Below are 23,509 nucleotides of genomic sequence, written 5' to 3'. Positions count from 1 at the left end.
ATGGCGCCAATGCATAACAACCTGTCATCCGCCGACGGCATCTGGACACTGCGCCGACTCCCAGACATGGATGAGGCGCAGTTCAGCCAGTGGCAAACCCTGCTGGAACATCGAACCGGTATAACCCTGTCGGCCGAGCGCCGTTCGTTTCTGGAAACCAATCTTGGTATCCGGATGCGGGAAATCGGATGCGCCAGTTATCAGGACTATTACGAAAAGATCGTAACCGGACCAGATGCGATCAGGGAATGGTCAACGCTGGTAGACCGGCTGACGGTTCAGGAAACCCGGTTCTTCCGGGATCCGGACGCTTTTCAGCTGGTTTCCGACTACGTCCTGACCAGGCCGAGGGAGCAGCTGAAAAAGCGCCCACTGGAGGCATGGAGTGTCGGGTGTTCCACTGGCGAAGAGCCTTACACCCTGGCCATGGTGCTGAACGAATGCATGGGCAAGCTGGCATTGCAGCCACTGTTTGGTGTTACCGGCTCTGATATCAGCGCACCGGTCATCGAAAAGGCCCGAAACGGTCAATTCAATCCCCGCAAACTGCTGGGAATGGACGAAGACCTGAAATCCCGGTATTTCCGCCCGGCCGAGCGGAATACCGTAGAAATTGTAAACAGCATCCAGGACAGGGTGTGCTTTACCAGACTGAACGTTCTGGACCTTGATAAGGCACCTATGCACGGGATGCACATTATTTTCTGCCAGAATCTGCTGATTTATTTCCGCCGCTGGCGCCGGCGGGAAATTGTCAAGCGACTTGCAGAGCGGCTGGCGCCCGGGGGGTTGCTGGTTCTGGGCCAGGGAGAGCTGACCGACTGGCAGCCTCCCGGGTTACAGAGAGTCCCCTCGGAACATGTGCTGGCGTGGATCAAACGCCAGACTGACGAAGAATAACCGGAGTGGTTATGGGCAATCACCATGACAGCATCGCCCTCGACTGGGTTCGGGGAGAGATACAGGACACGCTGACCCAGGGTCAGCATGCACTGGAAGCGTATGTCGAAAATCGTGAAGACACCGCGCGCCTGCGCTTCTGCCTGAATTATCTCCATCAGGTACACGGCACTCTGCAAATGGTCGAGCTCTACGGTGCAGCCCTGCTCACCGAGGAAATGGAAAAGCTAACGCAGTCCGTGCTCAACGAAACCGTTGCCAATACCGACGAAGCCGTTGAAGTCCTGATGCAGGCTATCCTGCAGCTGCCACAATACCTTGAGCATCTGGCCAGCAGCCAGGACGACTTTCCTATGGTGCTGCTGCCGTTGCTCAACGACCTGCGTGCAGCCCGTGGCGAATCATTGCTGTCTGATACCTCGCTGTTCAAGCCGGATCTGACTCCTTCGCAAATAGCCGTGACCGGCAAGGTGTCTCAGCGCCTGCAGGACCCGACAGTTCTGGGGCACATCCGGAAGCTACGGCAGATGTATCAGTTTGCGCTCGCCGGCGTCATCCGGGAAGCGGATCTCGATGCCCATTTCGATTACATGCAGAAGGTGATTCAACGACTGATTCGCCTGTGCCAGAAAACGCCTCGGGGCGAGCTCTGGAAAGCCGCGAGCGCGTTCGTGGAAACACTGCATGCTCACGAAAACCCGGTCAACGCAGCGGTAAAATCTCTGCTCAGAGAGCTGGACAGTGAAATCCGACGTCTAACCGACGAGCACGCGGATATTCTTCAACAGCCCGTCCCTGAAGCACTGCTAAAACATCTGCTCTACTATGTTGCCCGTGCCCGAGACCTCGATTCACCCCAGGTTAATGCCCTGAGGGATGCCTATCAGCTGAATCAGGCGCTGCCGTCAGAAGACGATGTAGATGCCGCCCGAACTCGCGTATCCGGTCCTGGACGGGATGCCATTCATTCGGTTGTCGGCGCTCTGAATGAAGAGCTGGCAAAACTGAAAGATCAGCTTGACCTCTTCGTTCGGTCAGAATTGCGCCAGAACGGCGAACTTGACGACCTTTTGCCTGGTTTGCGCCAGGTGGCCAATACCCTGGCGGTGCTGGGCCTGGGCATTCCGCGCAAGGTGGTCACCGAGCAGGTCGAACTGGTTGAAAAGCTCTGCGCACAATCCGAGCCGGTGGATGATGGCACCCTGATGGACATCGCTGGTGCTCTGCTCTACATCGAAGCGAGCCTGGCCGGTCTGGACAGCGAGGGGCAACAGGAACCCTCTGCCGAGGACACCACTGATGCCCCGGTGAACCTTGGTTCCAGGGAGTTGGGGGAGGCCAGTGGCGCGCTGCTCCGTGAATCCCGGAACACCCTTGAGCAGGTTAAATCCGCGATTGTGAATTTCATTGCCTCGCAATGGGATACCCGTGAAATCGAGCACGTCCCGGGGTTGCTCCACAGTATTCGCGGAGGCCTCAGTCTGGTTCCGTTGGACCGGGTGGCCGACATGCTGGCCTCGGCCGAGCGTTACATCACCGATGTTCTGCTAAGCAGCAAGCAGGTCCCGGACTGGAAGCAGCTTGATACCCTGGCCGACGCAGTGACCAGCATTGAATATTATCTCGAGCGACTTGCCGAGGGGATTGGCGACAACGATTCGATCCTGATGGTCGCGGAAAACAGCCTCGAATCCCTGGGCTTCCCGGTCGGGGCGGAGCCCACCTGGACGGAAGCCGGCGATGAGGAAGTACCTGTCATCGAGTCGGTGGAAGAACAGCCGGAAGCCGTCGTCACGGCTGATCCCGAGGAAGCCAAGAGTTCGGATGCGGAACTTCTGGACGATGAAATTCTCGGCATTTTTGTTGAGGAGGCCGAGGAAGTTCTCGAAACCATCCACGATTTCTATCCCCGGTTGCGCCAGAATCACGGCGACCGTGAGGCCTTGACCGAAGTTCGTCGTGCCTTCCATACGCTCAAGGGCAGCGGACGACTCGTTGGCGCTACCAGCCTTGGCGAACTGGCCTGGTCTGTCGAAAACCTGCTGAACAGAGTGATTGATCAGACCATTCGTCCGACTGACGACATGTTTACTCTGCTGGACGAGGTCAATGCCCGCATTCCCTCGCTGATTCAGGAGTTCAAGGAAGGCCATACTGCAGGCGACGTCGAAGCGCTCAAGAGTCGGGCTGAGGCCATGGCAACGACTCGCCGCACTGACGATGAAGCCCAGGCGGACACCCCCCAATTGGAGCAAGTCAGCGTTGAGGCGGCAAACGAAGAGCCGGAAGCACCATCAGGTTCTGACGCTGACGTCACCTCCGAGACTCTGTTTGAAGAGTCCGCTGATGACGACGACCTGATTGACGATGAAATACTGGAAATCTTCGTTGAAGAAGCCGGTGAAGTGCTGGACACCATTCGCGAATATCTGCCGATGCTTCTGCGTCAGCATGATGATCGCAGCGCCCTGTCGGAAGTCCGCCGTGCCTTCCATACGCTGAAAGGCAGCGGCCGGATGGTTGGAGCTCTGGTTGTTGGTGAGCTGGCCTGGTCCGTTGAAAACATGTTGAACCGCGTCATTGACGGCAGCATTTTCATGAACGACGACATCGCCAGTTTGCTGGAAGATGTCACTGCCAATCTGCCGGTCCTGGTTGAAGATTTTGAAAAGCGGCGCGCACCGTCGGTTGACACGACGAACCTGGCAGCTCGTGCCAATGCCCTGGCCAACGGAGAAATCCCTGATGCCAGCACTATGCCGAGCGCCGAATCGGACGACTCTGAAGCCAGGACCGAAACCGGCGGAACCTATACAGGTGCCGGTCGCGCTGACGAAAGTGCGGTCGATACCGTGTTGCTCGATATTTTTGAGAGCGAAACCGAGACTCACCTACAGACCCTCAGGGACTTCCTCTCGGCAGCAGGTGATAAAACCACCGTCACCTATACCGATGATCTTTCCCGGGCCCTGCATACTCTCAAGGGCAGCGCACACACAGCAGGCATCGGACCGATTGCCAGCGTCATTACGCCAATGGAGCGATTCGTCAAGGAATCCCGGGCCCAGAACAAGCGGGCAAATCGCGACGTTCTTTCCCTGATTGAATCCGCCTGCGATTTCCTGGCTCAGGGCTTGGCCCAGATTCGTGAAAATCCGCAAGCCTCTTTGCCAGGTACCGAAGCTTTCCTTGAAAAGCTTGGGCAGCTGACAGATGAAACGTTCAGAATGCACAGCGAAGAGGCCTCGAGCCAGCCGTCGCAGCAGGCACCATCCCAGCTGGTTCAGCTGTTCCTTAGCGAAGGCCTGGATATTGTTCTTGATGCCGAACGGATTCTTGATCACTGGCGCAACAACCCCGGTGAAATGGAGGAGCTGAACCCGTTACGTTCCGAACTGGAACAGCTGACCACCAGCGCCTCCGGTGCCGGACTCAGTGACGTTGCCGCCCTCTCGGGTGCCCTGAAGGAAACCTATGATGAAGCGGCCAAACAAGAAGAGGCACCTGATGAGGCCTTCTTCGAGACTGTCCGCGCAGCTCATGAACAGCTGATTAACATGATGGATCAGGTGGCAGCGGGACTTGCCACGGAATCCACCGATGACATGATCGTCGCCCTTGAAGGGCTGAAACAGGCTCCCAGCCTGGACGACGAGAAACCGGACCCCTTCGAACAGGAGTTTACCGGCGATCTTGAGGAAATTGATCTCAGCTTTGAGATGGACGAAGCCGAGACGCCAGCCTCAACGGAACAACCTCCGCTACCGGAAATCTCCGAATCCGATGCCGAATTGGATGAGGAGCTGGCAGAGATCTTCCTGGAAGAAGCCCAGGACCTTATCGATAGCACCGCCGAAGCACTCCAGAGCTGGAGTGAGGATACCGGGAACCTGGATATCCTGCGCCTGCTGCAAAGAGATCTGCACACCTTGAAAGGTGGCGCCCGACTGGCGGACATTCCCGCCGTAGGCGATCTCTCTCACGAACTGGAAACCCTGTTCGAAGGACTTACCGAACAGCGGTTGTCGGTTAATGAAGAGCTCTCCGACTTGCTGTTCCGCTGCCATGACCGTCTTGCGGGCATGGTCGAGAATATGGAGGCGAAGGAGCCCCCTCGTCCTGCTCCGGATCTGATTAGCGAAATCCAGGCTTACATGGACAGCGAAAGTGCCTCCAGCATACGGCCGGTCACTAACGTAGACGAACAGGATGACGCATCGGAGCCGGATGCAAACACCCAAGCGCAACCCCCGCTGCCGGACGTGGATGAACCCGAAAGCGGCGATCTTGCCGCAAGGGAAGCCGATGACACCTCCGAGATGCAAGACGGGGTCACCGATCTCTCTCATCTTGATCCAGAGTTGGTAGGCATCTTCCTGGAAGAAGCCTACGATCTGATCAACTCCACCGGCAGTGCCCTGCACACCTGGACCGAAAATCCCTCTGACCGGCGCATTGCCGCTGAGCTGCAACGGGATGTCCATACCCTCAAGGGTGGCGCCCGGATGGCCGGCGTAGAAGCCATCGGTGATCTGACGCATGTGCTGGAAGACCTTTTTGAGAAAGTGGCTGACGGCCGACTGAACGCCAGCGAATCCATGAACGATCTGCTGTTTGCCTGCCATGACAGGCTTGCGCAGATGGTCGAGCAGGTTGCTACCCAGAAGCCCTGCCCGCTGGCCGACGAGCTGGTAGACCGGGTGCAGGCGATCCTTCGGGGCGAAGCTATGCCGGCGGATACCCTGGAGGAAGAACCCGAGGCCCCGGAAGCGACCGCTCACACTGAACCGACGGCTGAGCCCGCTCAAGAAGCACAGAGCCCAAGCAAGGCCGTGGTTCAAGCTGCTGATAACGACCTGATCGGCATCTTCCTGGACGAAGCCCTGGAAATTTACGATGCAATCAATGAGTGCCTCGACCAGTGGCGAGAGCAGCCAGAGGAATTGACAGGACTGACTCAGTTGCAACAGGAGCTTCACACGCTCAAGGGTGGTGCACGACTGTCTGATGTTGATCCTATTGCCAACCTGGCAGAAGCCTGGTCTGACGCCCTGGATCCGTTGATCTCCGGAGCCAATAACCAGAAGACTCTGCTGCGCCTCAGCGAACAGGCACTGGCCAGCCTCAAGGCCATGCTCAATAGCCTGGAAGAAGGCGGCAAGACCGAATCCGATACCGGACTCATTGAGGCGTTCCAGACAGCCCACGATACGTCGGCCGAAGAAAACGTCACCCTCCATGAAGAGTCCGAACAGGACGCGATTGATCCGGAAGTGCTCGAAATCTTCCTTGAGGAAGCCGGCGAGATTATGGATCAGCTGGAACGAGTGCTTGACGATTGGCGCAAAGAACCGGCAAACCCCAACTTCAACCAGGAAGCTCAGCGGGCCTTGCACACCCTCAAGGGTGGTGCCCGTCTGTCCCAGCTCACCCAGCTTGGAGATCAGGCCCACGCCCTTGAGACCCGACTGATTGATTTGGGCGGCAATGCCCCTGATGAGCATCAGTGGCGAGCCATTACCGACGACCACGACGCCATCGTGGCCCTGGTCGCCGATATTCGTAGAGGCTATAAGCCGGGCCCGAGCGTGCCCGAAACGAAGGAGCCTGAACAACCCGCGGCACCCGTTAAAAAAGCAGATGCACCGGTTGCACCAGCACCAAAATTCGGAAGTTCTCCGGCCAAAGCCCGCAAACAAGCGGCTGAAGCCCAGCGCACCGCCCAGGAAACCATACGGGTATCCGCGCCGTTACTTGACGAGCTGGTCAACCTGGCCGGTGAAACCAGTATTACGCGTGGCCGACTGGAGCAGCAGACCAGCGACTTTGGCCATACTCTGGATGAAATGGCTGCCACTATCGAGCGTTTGCGTGAGCAGTTGCGGCGGATGGAAATCGAAACCGAAGCCCAGATTCTGTTCAGTGCAGAAAAAGAGCACGGCCCTGATTACGGCGACGATTTTGACCCATTGGAGATGGACCGTTACTCCTCCATTCAGCAGCTCTCCCGAGCCTTGACCGAATCCTCATCAGACCTTGCAGATCTGCGTGAAACTCTGTCTGACCGGGTACGGGATACCGAAACCCTGCTGGTGCAGCAATCGCGGATCAACACGGAACTGCAGGAAGGTCTGATGAAGACCCGGATGATTCCGTTCGCCTCCATGGTGCCGCGCCTGCGCCGGATCGTCCGCCAGATCAGCGGGGAACTTGGCAAGAAGGTTGAGTTCGATGTCCGCAACGCTGAAGGCGAGATGGATCGGAACATTCTCGAGCGCATGATCGCGCCGCTCGAACATATGCTTCGCAACGCCCTTGACCATGGTATCGAGACGCCGGCCGATCGGAAGCAAGCTGGCAAGCTCGAAACCGGCGAAGTCACTCTGTCACTGACCCGGGAAGGCGGCGATGTTGTTCTGCGCATGATCGACGATGGCGCTGGTATTCCCTCGTCCGTGATTCGCGAAAAAGCGATTCGCCAGGGCATGCTGCGAGAAGATGAAGATCTGTCCGAGCGTGAAATTCTGCAGTTCATCCTGCAACCCGGTTTCTCAACCGCACAGGCGGTAACCCAGATTTCCGGCCGCGGTGTGGGCATGGACGTGGTGGCCAGCGAGATCAAGCAACTTGGTGGCAGCCTTGATATAGATTCCGTCGTGGGCCGTGGCACAACGTTCACTGTGCGCCTGCCTTTCACGGTTTCGGTGAACCGCGCCTTGATGGTCTCTACAGGTGAAGATTTCTACGCTATTCCGCTGAACACTATTGAGGGGATTGTACGGGTCAGCACCTACGAGCTCGAAGAGTACTACAAGCCGGATGCGCCGATGTACGAATACGCCGGACAGGAATACCGGCTTCAGTACCTAGGCAGTTTGCTGAACAGCGACCACCATCCAAAACTGCAGGGACAGGCTTTGCCGTTACCGGTCATTCTGGTGCGCGGTGCCGAGCAACCAATGGCCTTGCAAGTGGACAACCTGATGGGCAGCCGGGAGATCGTTGTTAAGTCCCTGGGGCCACAATTCAGTTCGGTTCGGGGCGTCTCCGGTGCCACCATCCTTGGTGATGGTAACGTGGTGGTGATTCTTGATCTGCCGGCCATGATCCGGACCGATATCCTGTCGGAACGCCAGCGCCTGGCGGACCTTGAGAAGGAACGTGAATCGGCCCGTTATGAAGAACAGACCACCGTGGTTATGGTGGTGGACGATTCGGTTACGGTACGGAAGGTTACTTCACGACTTCTCGAGCGCAACGGCATGGAAGTCATCACTGCAAAAGACGGTCTGGATGCCGTCGCCCAACTGCAGGACCATAAACCGGATATTATTCTGCTCGATATCGAAATGCCGCGAATGGATGGTTTCGAAGTTGCCAGCTTTGTTCGCCACGACGATAACCTGCGGGAAACACCGATCTGCATGATTACCTCCCGGACCGGTGAGAAACACCGTGAGCGGGCGCTGGCCATCGGTGTCAACGAATATCTGGGCAAGCCGTTCCAGGAAACCGAACTGCTTGAGACCATTGAGCGACTGACCGGACGTCCGTGATGACCGGCCAGCCTGGCCGGCCACGCGTCGGGATTGTGTCTGATGTCGTCTTGCAACGACATCGGCTGCAGGCCGCCACATCCAAGTTTGGCCTTGAGGTGGGTTTTTCCGGAGATCCGGACCGTTTGCTGGCCTATCCGGTGTTTCCGGATGTCAGCGTCTGGCTGGTGACGCTCGAAGACGAGGCCGATCACCCTTTGCTGTTCGATCACCTGCTTGAGAACACAGAGGCACCGGTTCTGTTCGGGCTGGACGAAACGCCCAGGCCCGGGGGTACTGAGTATTTTCGTTGGGAAAGACGACTGCTGGACAAACTGGAACAGCAACTGGGGCATCTGGAAGAACTGGACTCCGAAGCGACGCTGGCACAGCTGGAGCAGGACGCGGCGACGGCAACATCTTCGCCGGGGCTGCCATACTGGGTTCCGCCAGCAGCCCCCGGGTCGGTGGCCGAGGAGGTCTGGATTCTGGGCGCCTCACTGGGGGGACCAGCGGCGGTAAAAACGTTTCTCGATCACCTGCCCCCGAGTCTACCGGTCGGTTTTATTTACGCCCAACACATTGATGGTAACTTCACCGAGGTTTTGACGCGCGTACTGGGACGCCATGCCCACTACCAGCTCAAACCGGCGCAAGAAGGTTATCAGGTTCGAAACGGTGATGTTGTGCTGATGCCGGTAGAGCACGAATGGAAGCTGAGCGAACAGGGGACCCTGACCGAAACCTCTGATCCCTGGCCAGGGCCCTACGGGCCTTCTATTGATCAGGTCCTGCTGAATGTCGCAGATCATTACGGCCAGCGCTGCCATGCTATTCTTTTTTCCGGCATGGGTAATGATGGCGCGATTGCAGCACCTTTACTGAAAGCCTACGGTAGCCGGATCTGGGTTCAGGAGAGTAAAAGTTGCGGCAACAGCTCCATGCCCGAATCCGTGGCCGCCACCGGCTGCACCGGATTTTGTGGCACCCCAGAGCAACTAGCTCGGGAACTGATAAAAACCATCGAAGAATCCTGCCTGCTCAAGAGCCGGCAGAAACGGGACTCCGCCTGAGGTAACACGCAATGAATGACAACAGCCAATCCCTCTCCTGCGTCATGATTCCCATGAGCGGTCGGCAACTGTTGCTCCCTAACGTCTCGATTGCGGAAGTGGTCGATTACGCCAGCAGAGATGCCGGCACCAATACACCGGAATGGCTGGTTGGTTACCTGGACTGGCGAGGCCTTCAACTCCCGGTGATCTCTTACGATGCGGCCAACGGGGGTGAGCTTACCGTTCCGGGCGACAATCGCGGCCGTATTGTTGTACTCAACACCATCAGTGAGCACCATAAAGACATTCCCTTTATGGCTCTGGTTACCCAGGGCATTCCCAGCCAGGCCCGTATAACCGAAGAACAGGTCAGGAAACTGGACGACGAGCCGGGCCCTGCAGACCTCATGCAGGTTGAGATAGACGGCGAGAACGCCTGGATTCCGAACCTGAACTTCCTGGAATCTCTGGTTGCACAGTCCCGACATTGATTGGTCACTGACTCCAATGCCGGGCATGTCAGACAGCCCTGCCAATGTTATAATATTTCAAATTTTGCAGGATTCCGACCATGTCTGCCCGCGCCATTCCCTATCGGCCTCACAACCACGACGCCTGCGTCAGCCAGGCCCTGACTGACGCAAGAGCAATCTGTCAGCAGCAAAACGCCCGGCTTACACCGATTCGGGAGCGGGTTCTGGAACTTATCTGGCAGTCCCATAGACCCCTGGGAGCCTACGATGTGCTTTCAGAGCTGTCCTCTGATGGACACAATGCGGCCCCGCCCACGGTTTACCGCGCGCTGGACTTCCTGCAACAGCATGGTCTGGTGCATCGCATTGCCTCGCTCAACGCCTTTATTGGCTGCACACATGCCGGAGAGAATCATACCGGCATGTTCCTGATCTGTCGGGCCTGCAGCAATGTCCTGGAGTTAACGGCAACGGCAGTCTCAACGGAAATTCGCAAAGCAGCTTCCGGAGTGGGCTTTCAGGCCGAGAACACCACCCTCGAAGTCTCAGGCCTGTGTCCCCGCTGCCAGGCGGAGCCCGACGATGGCTGATTCTCTGGTTAGCCTGGACAATCTTACAATCCGCTTTGATGAACGGCTCGTGGTGGATCGGGTGAATCTGAAGGTTCACCGGGGCGATATCGTCACTATTATCGGCCCCAACGGGGCGGGCAAAACAACGCTGATCAAAGCGATACTGGGAATCCAGAAGGTATCCTCCGGCCAGGTTTCTCTCAAAAAGGATCTGGTGATTGGCTATGTTCCTCAGCATCTGACACTGGAAAGTACGCTGCCGCTGAGCGTCAAACGCTTTATGCTGCTCAGCGGCAAGTCGCTGGCCGAATGCGAGTCTGCCTTGACTCGCACCGGCGTCAGCCACCTGTTGCATGCCTCCGTACACCACCTGTCTGGAGGCGAGAAACAGCGATTATTACTCGCCAGAGCCCTGGCCCGTAAACCGGATCTCCTGGTACTTGATGAACCAGCCCAGGGCGTGGATATCAACGGTCAGGCCTCACTGTATAACCTGATTCGCCAATTACGAGATGAGCTGCACTGCGGTGTGATCATGATCTCTCACGATCTGCATCTGGTCATGGCGGCCACTGACAAGGTTATCTGCCTGAATCAGCATGTCTGTTGCAGTGGTTACCCTGAGGACATCTCCCACGACCCGGCCTTCATCGAGACGTTTGGCCGACCGGTGGCAGAGTCTCTGGCGGTCTATCATCATCACCATAACCACAGTCACAATCTGCATGGTGATGTCATCAACGGCGGCGCCCCTGACGCACCGACCAGCCATGGCGGACACCCGGAGTGTGATCATGCACACCATTGATGCCATTCTGGACGATTTCTTCTGGCGCGCCCTGATCGGCGGCCTGGGCGTCGCTTTGGTGGCAGGTCCACTGGGTTGTTTCGCCGTGTGGCGCCGTATGGCCTATTTTGGCGATACCCTCGCGCACTCGGCTCTGCTGGGCATTGCACTCAGCTTCCTGATCAGCATTCCGCTGAACCTTGGCGTCATCATCACCTGCTTGGTTCTGGCCATTGCCCTGGTGTTTTTGTCTCGGCTGCGAACCCTCGCCACCGACACTCTTCTTGGCATTCTTGCCCACAGCGCGCTGGCCATCGGCCTGGTCACCTTGAGCTTCATGCCGGACGTCCGCGTAGACCTGGCAGGCTTGCTGTTTGGAGATCTGCTGGCCATGAGCCGCAATGACTTGATCTGGATTTATGGTGGCGCGGCATTGATTCTCTTTCTTCTGGCGTTGCTCTGGCGCGGGCTGCTAATGAGTACAATTCATGAGGAACTCGCCAGGGTGGAGGGCGTCGCCGTGGAGCGCCTCAGATTGATCCTGATGCTGATGTTCTCCCTGGTCATAGCCGTGGCCATGAAGATTGTTGGCGTACTGCTCATAACAGCCTTGCTCATCATTCCTGCCGCTACCGCGAGACGGCTGGCCCACAACCCGGAAGTCATGGTGGTCATGGCGGTCGCCTTCGGGTTCATTGCCGTCACTGGCGGCCTGAGTCTGTCCTGGCATCTGGACACGCCCGCCGGGCCGTCGGTTGTGGTAACAGCTTTCGCCGTTTTTCTACTGGTATACGGTACCGCAGGCAGGGCTCGGGCCTGAGACGCTTCAGGAATAATACACGGCGACGCATGGCGCTCTAGTCGAGATGCTTGTGACTGCCATCGCACAGAGGGGCGTTTCCCGTCTGCTTGCAACCACAGAACCAGACCCACTCTTTCTTCTCAGCCTCGTATCTGACCGGGCTTATGCCTGTTCCTCTATGGGAACCGTCACAGAACGGCTGGCTCCCGCTTCGGCCACAGGCACACCAAAAGTAGTTCTTTCCCGCGTCCACCATGACTGAGTATGGCGTTTTACTGGCAACGACCGGTTTTTCATCAGACGACATAGCGCTCACCCGATTGATGACTGTACCAAACCAGTATAGTCCTTCTCAGGGATGTTCTGCGCTCAGAGAGGCTTGACGACATCGGGCAGACGCCCGGTTTCGACAAGTTCCAGAAACTCATCCCCCAGACGCTCACTCTCGGCAATGGCCGTTCGCCAGGCTCGCTCCCGGCCGGCATCGTCCCCGACGTAGCGCTCGAAATCCTTTCTGTCCGGCAGCTTACGGTCAGGCAGTGATGCCAGATAGGTTTTTGAAGGTGCCACCAGGAGTACATCCTGCAACCGGGTGGCGTCTCCCCGCCGCCAGGGCAAGGACTTATCGAACCAACCGGGCACCACCCTGTCGGTGAAGTGAGGATATAGCACCACACCCGGCTGCTGATAGGGCAGATCCAGGTGATAATCCAGAAGACCGCCATCGCGATACAGGCCTTCGGGGGCACCGGGAATGTTACGGACACCGGACATAACAAGCGGTATAGACGCAGACGCCAGGAGAGCCGGCAACAGGTTGTCGCGGGTCAGCGCAACCTCATGACTGGGGAAATCCACCAGCTTGGACACAGGCGCTTTCAGACGGTTGTCATGGATAATACCTCGCTCCATGAACCTGCCCAGATGCCGTCGGCTCACCAAATTGGCACTGATGGCACTCATCAGGCCGAGGCCTAACCGTCCCCGTGCATCTTCTGCCAGCATACCAAGGCTTCGAACGACCACCACGTTCAGCCGGTACCAGGGATGGTTCAGAATGTAGTCTTCCCGCCCAGCGAGCAACTCGTCCAGAAACAATACGCTCTTGCGGCTCACTTCCGCTGCGCTGACGCCCTTGGCAAAACGCTGGGACGTGTACAGATCAGCCAGTCGAGCGAGTTGGGCTTTCGGATCATCGGAAGAAGCAACGGCCGCAAAGCGCCAGCTTCCGATTGATGAGCCGATCAGCGATCGTTCCTGCGGCACCCGAGGTAACCAGTCACCGAAAATGGCCTTGTCCAGGCCACTGATTCCCAGTGCCTTGGGGCCACCGGCAGCGCCCGGTATAACGTGCACGTCCTCCGGCGTCAGAGGTTTTTCCTTGAGGCGCTGCATGGTGCGCCGTCCGGCGCGGATAACCAGTGCCGGTTCTCGGGTATGAATAGCAGTCATAAGGTCGTCCCTGGGCGTCTCCCTGAATGGATTCCGGGAGTTTAGCGAAATGGACATGGGCCGGCCAACGAACAAAATTAATCGCGACCATAAACGACACTCTCTGCTTCATTAAATGCATGGCCATGCTAGACTCCCGGTAGGTCCCGAAACAGGAAGCGGGCGGATTCGATTCGAACAGCAGGAGTAGCTGTGCATTTTCCATTACCCCCTCCCAGACTCGCCACCAACCCCACCCTTGCGGTTCTGGGCTTCAAGCGCCAATTGGTCTATCACCTGCATTTCTGGGCCTTCGTCGCGGTAGCGCCGCTGATTGTCATCCAGTGGCAGCAAACCAATTTTCTACTCTCTGCAATACTGCTGCTATTCGCAACCAACGCGCTCCTGGTGATCGGTTTCCTGAAATTTCGTGGCTCCTATTTTCTCCAGGGCCGCCTGTTCCCTCTGCTTGCGGTGATCAGCGCCGCCTACTCTACGCACATCAATGGCCACACAGGCCTGTACTGGGCCTACCCTTCCGCAACAGCACTGTTCTTCCTGCTACCGCTAAGAGAGGCTATCGGTAGCAATATCGTTTTCGTGATTGTCATGGCCGTGGTTTCTTTTCTGCGCTTCCCGGAAGCCGACTTCTGGCGGATCACCTTTTCCCTTGGCCTGACCTGCCTTTTCGCCATGATTTTTGCTTTTCTGGTGGGCAAGCTTCAGCAGGAGCTGACTCGGCTGGCCACCACGGACCCACTGACCGGTTGCCTGAACCGCTCGCAGCTGGCGGACATTCTCAATAGCCAGATTCAGATGCGAGAGCGGTACGAGAGGGTGTCCAGTCTGATCCTTCTGGACCTGGACTATTTCAAGACGATCAATGATCAGTGGGGCCACCTGGCCGGCGATAAAGTGCTTACCGAAATGGCGCTGCGCCTCAGATCCCGCTTGAGGGAAAGTGATCAGTTGTTCCGGATCGGGGGCGAGGAATTCATGATCGTGCTGCCGGAAACCCGCCAGAAAGACGCAGACATTCTTGCCAATCAGCTGCTGACCAGCATCAGTGCCCGGCCCTTTCTTGACGACATCAAGGTAACCGCCAGTGCCAGTGTCGCTGAAGTCAGCAAGGGCGAAACCTGGTCGGTCTGGCTGAATCGGGCGGACCAGGCGCTGTACGAAGCGAAATCCCGGGGTCGCAACCAGGTGTTCAATGCGGCCCGCCCGCTACCGGTTGTCGGCCGGGGTGCCGAGGACAGGCCTGATCCCGTATCGCGCTGATGCCCGGCAACCCGGGCGTTCCGTTTACCGATCGCAGCGTTTGCGAAACTCCCTGTAGGCGCTGAAAACGTCCCAGGGACACTCAAAATGCGGGTAATGCCCGATATTTCTCAGACAGACCACATCGCTATCGGATATCAACTCCCGATACCGGCGGGCCATGCCCGCTCCTGACACCGGATCGGCCGTTCCCGAGATCAGTCGCATCGGCTGCGCCGCCTTCTGCAACGCACCTACCCAGCGATTCCGGTGACAGCGGCGCTCTTCCATGAACTGGATCAGATGATGCAGGATACCCCGCCCGTTATTGTAGGTAAGCAAATGCCAGAAATCCTCCATGTCCTGACGGTCAGGTGGATTCTGGTCGCCGAACAGACCGCGGAAATTGCGCTCGAAGCTGCGCCGGGTAAGGACTCGGCTGATCAACCCGCCAAAGGGGCTTCTCAGCAGTCTCTGAATCAGCAACGGATTGTGAACTTCCGGAAAAAGAGCACCATTGAGCAAGCAGATACTGGCAATCCGGAAAGGCAGCTCACCTTCCTGCTCCCTGGCCAGCAGCTCCTGAGCCACGCTGCAGCCATAATCGTGAGCCAACAGGTGAACGGAGGGCAAACCAAGCCCCTCAATCCACCCCTGGAACAGGTCGGCCTGGTCTTCGATGCTGTATTCATAGTCCGTAGGCTTGTCAGAGAAGCCGAAGCCCAGCATGTCCAGGGTCAGCACATTATACTGCTGAACCAGCATCGGCCAGAGGCGATTCCAGTCCCAGCTGGCGGTGGGAAAACCATGAATCAGGATCAGCGGTTCTCCTGAGCCGGCCATTCGGCTGAAAATGGCATGCCCCTCGAAACTGAACCATTTACCTCCCTGTTGCCACCCTCCAAGGGTACCTGCGTCCTGGCCTGCGGCGGAAGCCCCTCCAGCGGTGGGTATCACCTGTTCCATGCCTTGTCCCCGGTGACTATTCATAGCCTGAGACTGTAGAACAAAGCGGCCCGCGCTGCCACAGTCCGGGCACCAGACATCTCAACAATGTGGTCTTTTCCCGCCCGGGCACCGTAAACCGTAGAGATAGCGGGCAAATTGCCTTAAGCTTTGGCCCTCGTAAGACACTGCTAATCGGACAAGACTATGACCAAACTCCTTGACGACCTCTCGGGGCACTTTCGAGCCATTATCAACGGGCTCGGCGAAGACACCAATCGAGACGGTCTGCAAGACACCCCCATGCGCGCGGCCAAAGCAATGCAGTTCCTGACTTGCGGCTATCAACAGGATCTTGGCGACCTGGTCAATAACGCGGTATTCGAATCCGCCATGGATGAAATGGTGGTGGTGCAGGACATCGAGCTTTACAGCATGTGCGAACACCACATGCTGCCCTTCATTGGAAAATGTCACATCGCCTACCTGCCTCAGGGCAAGGTGCTGGGACTGTCCAAATTCGCCCGCATCGTTGATATGTATGCCCGCCGACTGCAGATTCAGGAGAATCTCACCCGGCAGATTGCAGAAGCCGTCGAAAGCGTCACTGACGCCAAAGGCGTTGCCGTGGTGATCGAAGCCCAACACATGTGCATGATGATGCGAGGCGTTGAAAAACAGAACTCACGCATGAAAACGTCGATGATGCTGGGTCAGTTCCGTAAGTCCCAGGCAACTCGCACCGAATTTCTCACGCTTATCAGCAATAATCGCTGAAACCGCCGACTCTAGGGAGGCCACATGACAGAGGACAGCGGGAATCACCTGGCAAAAGTCCGAATCAAGGATCTGCTGCTCAGAGCCTATATCGGCATTAAGGAAGAGGAAATCAACAATCAGCAGGATGTGCTGATCAACGTCTGTCTGACCTACGATGCCTCGGAAGCGGTCAATCGGAACGAAATCTCCGCCGCTCTGAACTATCGCACCATTACCAAACAGATCATTGGTCATGTGGATGGCAACCGGTTTGCTCTGCTCGAACGCCTTACCCACGAGGTTCTGTCCATCGTGATGGGCCATGAGGCGGTGCAGTGGGCCGAGGTGGAAATCGACAAGCCCCACGCGCTACGCTACGCAGAATCCGTATCTGTCTGCCTTCAGGCACACCGTTAGTCAAACAAGGTTCCGCCAGCATCATGCCCAGCAATACACCGGATCATTTACGCAACATCCTGACAACCGTCAGAACCATCGCCCTCGTTGGCGCCAGCGAGAAGACCAGCAGGCCTTCCCACGAAGTGATGGAATACCTCCAGACCCAAGGCTACCGCATCCTTCCGGTGAACCCCCGGCTGGCAGGCAAAACGGTGCTTGGCGAAACCGTTTACGCCGACCTGAAGAGTTTGCCGGAACCGGTGGATATGGTTGACGTGTTTCTGGCACCAGAGCGCACAGATGCCATCATAGAACAGGCCATTGATCTCAATATCGCGGTCGTATGGCTGCAAATTGGCGTCATCAACGAAAAAGGCGCTGCCCGGGCGGAAGCCGCGGGACTGACCGTCGTGATGGATCGTTGTCCAAAACAGGAAATTCCCCGTCTGGGCATTCCCACCGTTTCTGAACATCGCTGAGCACGGATCTGCACCAGTGGTGTCTATCTTTCAACGCCACAAGCACACTGAGACCGCTGCCACCCGTTTGCCGGCATCTGCGCTGCACGCATTTATGCAAATGATGGGTGTGTATCCGCCCCGCACTCTGGTAAAACTATTCAGAGGCCCAGTGGCGGCCTGAGTCGACTCGCCCCGGAACGGAATCAAGGAACTGATGGCCGTAGCGAATAAAAATAGCTCATAATTGTGCTGGTGTTGCCACTGACTGGCACCACTGATTCAGGGCACGGAGTAACTTGTGGATCAATGTGTATCACCACCCAAAGTTGTTGTGTCCGGTCTTTTGAGCCCGGCATTTCCGGTGGTGATCTTTCTGGTTTTTCTGGTTCTGGCCGCTGGCCTTCACTACGGACTGGTTCAACAGGATAAACGCCAGATAGAAGCAAACCTCGCCAATGAAGCCCGGGCTCTGACCAATCATCTTGAACGGGAATTCCTGGTGCACGCCGAAGCGATCCGGCGCATGGCCAAGCGCCTGGAGGCAAACCCCGGCGAAACCGAACAGGAATGGCGACAGGACGCTCAAAACCACCTCGAAGACTTCGGCGTTTACCAGGCCATTGAATGGATTGACCCGGATTTTATTATCCGTTGGGTGGAGCCAATCACCGACAACGAAGAGGTCATCGGCTACAACGTTGCCTTCAACGAAACACGTCGGCAGGCACTGGAACTGGCGAAACAATCTGGCACCTGGAATCTGTCCGGCATTATCGATTTGCGCCAGGGCGGCAAAGGCATGGTGATCTATGCGCCGGTAGGTGCAGGGCCCGGAAACAATGGCTTTATGGCCGGCGTGTTCAAGATGGACGTGCTCGCCCGTCAGCTTCTCACTGAACGGGTTCTCGAGTCCTTCCGCATCGAAATCAACGAAGCTGACGAACTGAGCTATGAACTGAACGACTCACAAACGGTCAGTCCCGACTTTTCCCAGAGCCACCCCGTTAACCTGCCGACTCTAGATTGGACGTTAACCCTGCGCCCATCCGTTGACTGGGTCGAAAACCAGTATAGCGACTGGCCGGTGATGACCTTTGCAACCTTCCTGTTAATGGGTCTGTTGACCAGCCTGACCACACTGCTGGTACAGCTCATTCTCAAACGCAGACGCGACCTGTTGAAAACCCGGCAGGAACTGGACCTGGAAATCGAACAGCGCATGGCGATTCAGCAGGATCTCGTGCGTCTGGAATCTACCGACACCCTTACGGGGCTCGCAAACCGCCGGTTCTTCATGGAGGACTTGTCCCACACGCTGAACATTGCTGATCGTCAGATGCGCCAGGTTGCCCTGGTTATGCTCGATCTGGATCGCTTCCAGACGCTCAACGACTCCCTCGGCCACCAGGTTGGGGACGAGTTGTTGATCAAGGTGTCCGAGAGACTGAATCGTCTCAGCAATGAACGGCTGCTGGTCGCATACTCGGGCGGCGATGAGTTCATGTTTTGCCAGCAGCAGGTGGACAACCTGGACGACATCATTCACCTGCTGGGGCAGATCAAGCAGTGCTTTGCCCAGCCTTTCGATGTCCAGGGTCAGTCCCACAGCATTACCTGCACCATGGGGGTGGCGGTGTATCCGCAAAGCGGTCTGGACGGGGATACGTTGATGCGGAATGCAGACGTTGCGCTCTACCGTGCCAAGGAACAGGGCAGAAATACCTACCAGTTCTATACCGAAGGCATGCAGGAGCGGGAGGTCATGCGTCTGGAGCTGGACAAGGACCTCAGCCAGGCCCTGGCCAATAACGAATTCGTGCTTTTTTACCAGCCTCAGTTGAACCTGGACTCCGGTGAAATCCAGAGTGTCGAGGCACTGATCCGCTGGCGCCATCCCCGTCGCGGCCTGCTGTCACCGATCGAATTTATTCCCCTGGCGGAGGAGAGTGGTCGGATCACCGACATCGGACGCTGGGTGGTAATGGCAGCCTGCCGGCAGCTTGCCGCATGGAAAGGTACGCCACAGGAGCGTCTTCGCATTGCCGTCAATCTTTCGGGACGGGAACTGGACGACGAGAATCTGGTCGATCACATCCGGGAAGCAATGACGCTGGAAGGTGTGCCGGCGGATCGTCTGGAAGTGGAGCTGACCGAAGAGATCTTCATCCAGAATATCGAGCACAACCTGAATCAGCTAACCCGTCTGCACCAGCTTGGTATACACCTGTCCATCGATGACTTCGGGGTAGGCTATTCGTCTCTGGGTTACCTCCGGGATTTTCCGGTCGACCTGCTTAAAATCGATCGATCGTTCATCACAAACGTCACCGAACGTCATGACGATGCAGTGATCACCCGGGCGGTGATCAATCTGGCCCACAATCTGGGTATTCAGGTGGTCGCCGAGGGTGTGGAAACCGAGGAGCAGCTCAGCTTCCTGAAGAATCACCGTTGCAACGTTGCCCAGGGGTATCTGATAAGCCGGCCGATTCCCGTGGCCGACCTTGAGCAGGCCCTGGCCTCTGGAATTCTGTCCGTCACCAGTGCTGTCGGTTCCGGATTGTAATTGCTGCGGTCCACCCCCAAGATACGGCTAAACATTTCAGGTGAATCTCTATGGCCGCACAATACCTGAGTCCGGAACAGGATGAGAAAATTCGACAGTGGGAACGCTGGAACCGGAACTATTTCATTTTCGCGTTTGTGGCGCTGACCATAATTCTGGTATTCAGCAGTCAGTTGGGGTTGTCCAGCGGTGACAGCTGGGGGCCCCTGGGTGTTCTGATCGCCGCCCTGATCACGCCGATCATTGTTCTGCAACTGAAGCTGGCGTGTCCGGCCTGTGGTCACAAGCTTGGCTGGCAGGCAAAGCTCATGGCGCCGGACCAGTGTAAGACCTGCGGCACGTTTCTGCGCTCCAGGAGCCAGTAGCCCTCTCCCGATTCTTCCTTTTCAAAAACCCTTTGACCTGTGAGTTGCTCACAGGTTTTAGGCTATCCTCAGTGTGTTGGCTATCTGCCCTGTTGCGGCTAGTCCCAACTCGGCATCGACATAAGCGATGAATTTCTGACGACCTTCCCTTTGCGAAGTGGCAACAGACGATGAAAGTAAAAGACATTGCGGAAGCCGCTGGCGTAAATCCCGATACGGTTCGGTTTTACACCCGCGAGAACCTGCTGAAACCGACCCGGAATCCGGACAACAACTACCAGCAGTTTGATGCCGAGGATCTGCGGCGGCTCAAGTTTGCCCGGAAGGCCCGGCAACTGGGGCTTTCATTGCCGGAGATACGACAGATTCTGGAACAGGCGGACGACCATCATTCACCCTGTCCGATGGTTCGGGATGTGTTTCAGCATCGCCTGGAAGAGGTTGAGCGGGAAATTCGGGAACTGCAGCAACTGCGCAAACGAATGACTGCGGCGCTGGCTGCCTGGCAAGACATGCCCGATGGTACGCCGGATGGTCATACGATTTGCCGGTTGATCGAACACTGGGATGATCCGGCGCCCTGTTGCGATGCAGACGAACAGAGTAAGGGGTGATTTCGAATGACTGACGCACCTGTTTTACAAACGACTCTCAGCATTTCCGGGGCTTCGTGCCAGGGCTGTGCGAAGAAGATTCGCAGCGCCCTGGAACCGTTGACTGGCAACCCCGAGCTGGTTGAGGTCGATCTGGAAAAGCAAACCGTCGCCCTACCGGAAGGCATCGATGCCGCTGAAGCGGCCCGGATTGTTACCAAAACCGGCTTCCCGGCAGAACCTCTTGAGGACGGTGCCAGCACTGCGGAATCTGCGCACCAGGCTCCAGAGACGGCGGCGAGGTCCGACGATACCGGGCCTGAATCTTCCGGGAACGGGCAGGTTCACCTCGCGGTGACCGGCGCGACCTGTGCGTCCTGCGTGAATACCATTGAGAAGGCCCTGATGTCGGTGGCCGGTATCAGCCATGCCCATATGAACCTGGCAGACAATACCGCCACGGCAAGCGGTAATGCGGATCCTGAGGCGCTGGTGAACGCGGTGGAGAGTGCCGGTTATGGCGCCAGCGTTATCGAAGACGAAGACGAGGCGGATGACCGCAAGCAGGAAGAGGACAGAAAGCAGTACAGGACGCTGCTACTGAAGATGGCGGTGAGTCTTGGCCTTGGGCTCGGGCTGATGGTCTGGGGCATGGGCTTTGGCACCATGATGGTGACGGACGCCAATCAGGGCACCTGGCTTGGACTGGGTGTGCTGACGTTGGTTGTGATGGCCGCCACAGGCGGGCATTTCTACACCGGAGCGTGGAAGGCATTCCGGCATCACAACGCCAACATGGACACTCTGATTGCTCTCGGCACAGCCACCGCCTGGCTGTACTCCATCGTCGTGGCCAGCATTCCGGGCGCGTTGCCTGAGATGGCGCGCCATGTGTACTTTGAAGCCTCGGCCATGATCATTGGTCTGATTAATCTGGGCCAGGCCCTGGAGCTGCGGGCCAAGGGCAAGACATCGGAGGCTGTGCGCCGGCTGCTGGACCTCCGGGCGAAGACTGCACGGGTGATCCGTGACGGTGAGGAGCAGGATCTTCCGGTGGAGGAAGTCCGCAAGGGCGACCACATACGGGTCCGGCCCGGGGAGAAGTTGCCGGTCGATGGCATGATTGCCGAAGGCTCTACCCGGATTGACGAGAGTATGCTCACGGGTGAGCCCATGCCGGTAAGCAAGGCAGAAGGCGATGAAGTCTCCGCCGGCACCCTGAACACCCATGGCTCGATTGTGTACCAGGCCACCCGGGTGGGCAGTGACACGGCACTGGCGCAGATTATCAAACTGGTAAAGAAAGCCCAGGGCTCCAAGCCTGCCATCGGCCGCCTTGCGGACAAGATTTCATCGGTATTCGTGCCCACTGTCATGCTGATCGCCGTGGTGGCGGCGCTGGTGTGGTACAACGTGGGTCCAGAGCCGGCGGTGGTGCATATGATGGTGGCCGCAACGACGGTGCTGATTATTGCCTGCCCCTGTGCCCTGGGCCTAGCCACACCCATGTCAGTGATGGTCGGCGTTGGCAAGGCCGCTGAATACGGCGCGCTGATTCGCCAGGGTGACGCCCTGCAAACCGCAGGCAAACTGGATCTGGTGATTCTGGACAAAACCGGGACCATCACCGAAGGTCACCCGACAGTGACCCGGGTTCATGCCAGCGACGGGGATGAGCAACGCCTGCTGGCCCTGGCGGCCAGTCTTGAGCAACACTCCGAACACCCGCTGGCCGAGGCCATTCTGGCCACAGCCAAGGAACACGATGTCCAGCCCGGGAAGGTGACCGGTTTTGAAGCCCTCAATGGCAAAGGAGTGCAGGGTCATCTCGACGACAAACCCCTGCGTCTGGGCAACCGCCGCTGGCTGGAAGATCTGGGCATCGCCCTCGACGACCTGGCCGATGCCGCCCGTTCCATCACCGATGAGGCCGGCACGCCCCTGTTCCTGGCATTGGGCAACGAGGCTCTCGGGGTCATCGGCGTGGCCGATGCCATCAAAGCGGACTCCAGGGCCGCTATCCATCGCCTTCATGAGGCAGGCATCAAGGTCATGATGGTAACCGGCGATGTCGATGCCACCGCCAGGGCCATCGCGAAAAAGGCCGGTATTGATGACTACCGGGCGGAAGTGCTGCCAGAAGACAAAGCCCAGGTGGTCAATGAAATGCGCGGCGAGGGGCACACAGTGGCGATGGTCGGCGATGGCATCAACGACGCGCCGGCCCTCGCGGCAGCGGATGTCGGTTTTGCCATAGGCACCGGCACCGATGTGGCCATCGAGAGTGCCGGCATTACCCTGATGCGTGGTTCTCTTCACGGTGTACCCGATGCCATAGAGATCTCCCGGGCCACGGTTAAAAACATCCAGCAGAATCTGTTCGGTGCGTTCGTCTACAACTCCCTGGGTATCCCGGTGGCCGCCGGCCTGCTCTACCCTGTCTGGGGCATAGTGATGAGCCCGATTCTGGCCGGCGCCGCCATGTCCCTGTCATCGGTCACCGTGGTCTCGAACGCCAACCGTCTCAGGCTGTTCCGGCCCCGTCACCGCCTGGAACAGAACAGCAGTAACAGTGATCCAGAACAGCAAAAGGAGCGGATCTGATG

Annotated in this window: 18 protein-coding genes; 15 read left to right on the top strand and 3 right to left on the bottom strand. The window is 57.6% G+C overall.

Annotation, left to right across the window (positions count from 1 at the left end; translation table 11 throughout):
• The 7 genes from KO499_RS04605 to znuB all read left to right on the top strand — a co-directional run bounded on the left by KO499_RS04605 (position 1) and on the right by znuB (position 12,142).
• Positions 1-900, top strand: coding sequence for a CheR family methyltransferase (locus KO499_RS04605; protein ID WP_215982534.1), 900 nt, complete (start codon positions 1-3; stop codon positions 898-900).
• 11 nt (positions 901-911) lie between these two features.
• Complete coding sequence (locus KO499_RS04600) at positions 912-8,456, top strand: Hpt domain-containing protein (RefSeq protein ID WP_215982533.1); 7,545 nt, start codon at positions 912-914, stop codon at positions 8,454-8,456.
• Positions 8,456-9,508, top strand: a complete 1,053-nt coding sequence (locus tag KO499_RS04595) for a chemotaxis protein CheB (RefSeq protein ID WP_215982532.1) — start codon at positions 8,456-8,458, stop codon at positions 9,506-9,508. Before KO499_RS04600 ends, KO499_RS04595 begins: the two co-directional genes overlap by 1 nt.
• Positions 9,509-9,519: 11 nt before the next feature.
• Positions 9,520-9,981 (top strand): chemotaxis protein CheW, encoded by a 462-nt coding sequence (locus KO499_RS04590; RefSeq protein ID WP_215982531.1) that lies wholly within the window; start codon positions 9,520-9,522, stop codon positions 9,979-9,981.
• A gap of 80 nt (positions 9,982-10,061) precedes the next feature.
• Positions 10,062-10,553, top strand: a complete 492-nt coding sequence (locus KO499_RS04585) for a Fur family transcriptional regulator (protein ID WP_215982530.1) — start codon at positions 10,062-10,064, stop codon at positions 10,551-10,553.
• Positions 10,546-11,343, top strand: coding sequence for a zinc ABC transporter ATP-binding protein ZnuC (gene znuC, locus KO499_RS04580; protein ID WP_215982529.1), 798 nt, complete (start codon positions 10,546-10,548; stop codon positions 11,341-11,343). Before KO499_RS04585 ends, znuC begins: the two co-directional genes overlap by 8 nt.
• Positions 11,330-12,142 carry a zinc ABC transporter permease subunit ZnuB gene (znuB, locus tag KO499_RS04575; RefSeq protein ID WP_215982528.1) on the top strand — a complete coding sequence of 271 codons (813 nt, stop codon included), beginning with the start codon at positions 11,330-11,332 and terminating at the stop codon, positions 12,140-12,142. The genes znuC and znuB overlap by 14 nt, the downstream gene beginning before the upstream one ends.
• A 37-nt stretch (positions 12,143-12,179) precedes the next feature.
• Here znuB and KO499_RS04570 read toward each other — a convergent pair whose 3' ends face one another.
• Positions 12,180-12,431: a CDGSH iron-sulfur domain-containing protein gene (locus KO499_RS04570; protein WP_215982527.1), complete on the bottom strand. Its 252-nt coding sequence runs from the start codon at positions 12,429-12,431 to the stop codon at positions 12,180-12,182.
• Between the two features lie 62 nt (positions 12,432-12,493).
• Positions 12,494-13,576 (bottom strand): patatin-like phospholipase family protein, encoded by a 1,083-nt coding sequence (locus KO499_RS04565; protein WP_215982526.1) that lies wholly within the window; start codon positions 13,574-13,576, stop codon positions 12,494-12,496.
• A 192-nt stretch (positions 13,577-13,768) separates the two neighbouring features.
• On the opposite strand from KO499_RS04565, the gene KO499_RS04560 reads away from it, so the two are divergent.
• The gene (locus KO499_RS04560) at positions 13,769-14,836 is read left to right on the top strand and encodes a sensor domain-containing diguanylate cyclase (RefSeq protein ID WP_215982525.1); all 1,068 of its coding nucleotides are present in this window, start codon (positions 13,769-13,771) and stop codon (positions 14,834-14,836) included.
• Positions 14,837-14,860: 24 nt separating this feature from the next.
• On the opposite strand, the gene KO499_RS04555 is transcribed toward KO499_RS04560, so the two are convergent.
• Complete coding sequence (locus tag KO499_RS04555; RefSeq protein WP_215982524.1) at positions 14,861-15,781, bottom strand: alpha/beta fold hydrolase; 921 nt, start codon at positions 15,779-15,781, stop codon at positions 14,861-14,863.
• A 186-nt stretch (positions 15,782-15,967) separates the two neighbouring features.
• Here KO499_RS04555 and folE point away from each other — a divergent pair, with 186 nt between their 5' ends.
• The 7 genes from folE (at position 15,968) to KO499_RS04520 (ending at position 23,507) form a co-directional block, all read left to right on the top strand.
• The gene (folE, locus tag KO499_RS04550; RefSeq protein ID WP_215982523.1) at positions 15,968-16,537 is read left to right on the top strand and encodes a GTP cyclohydrolase I FolE; all 570 of its coding nucleotides are present in this window, start codon (positions 15,968-15,970) and stop codon (positions 16,535-16,537) included.
• A 24-nt stretch (positions 16,538-16,561) separates the two neighbouring features.
• On the top strand, positions 16,562-16,936 hold the full coding sequence (folX, locus tag KO499_RS04545) for a dihydroneopterin triphosphate 2'-epimerase (protein ID WP_215982522.1): 375 nt from the start codon (positions 16,562-16,564) through the stop codon (positions 16,934-16,936).
• Between the two features lie 23 nt (positions 16,937-16,959).
• Entirely contained in the window at positions 16,960-17,397 is a 438-nt protein-coding gene (locus tag KO499_RS04540) for a CoA-binding protein (RefSeq protein ID WP_215982521.1), read from the top strand.
• 280 nt (positions 17,398-17,677) lie between these two features.
• Positions 17,678-19,945: an EAL domain-containing protein gene (locus KO499_RS04535; protein ID WP_215982520.1), complete on the top strand. Its 2,268-nt coding sequence runs from the start codon at positions 17,678-17,680 to the stop codon at positions 19,943-19,945.
• 50 nt (positions 19,946-19,995) lie between these two features.
• Positions 19,996-20,310 carry a hypothetical protein gene (locus KO499_RS04530; RefSeq protein ID WP_215982519.1) on the top strand — a complete coding sequence of 105 codons (315 nt, stop codon included), beginning with the start codon at positions 19,996-19,998 and terminating at the stop codon, positions 20,308-20,310.
• A gap of 170 nt (positions 20,311-20,480) precedes the next feature.
• Positions 20,481-20,924 (top strand): MerR family transcriptional regulator, encoded by a 444-nt coding sequence (locus KO499_RS04525; protein ID WP_215982518.1) that lies wholly within the window; start codon positions 20,481-20,483, stop codon positions 20,922-20,924.
• A 6-nt stretch (positions 20,925-20,930) separates the two neighbouring features.
• Entirely contained in the window at positions 20,931-23,507 is a 2,577-nt protein-coding gene (locus tag KO499_RS04520; RefSeq protein ID WP_215982517.1) for a heavy metal translocating P-type ATPase, read from the top strand.
• The last annotated feature ends 2 nt before the right edge of the window (positions 23,508-23,509 follow it).

Source organism: Marinobacter sp. F3R08 (assembly GCF_018860425.1).
GTDB lineage: Bacteria > Pseudomonadota > Gammaproteobacteria > Pseudomonadales > Oleiphilaceae > Marinobacter.
This window is presented reverse-complemented; position numbering and strand designations above follow the sequence as displayed.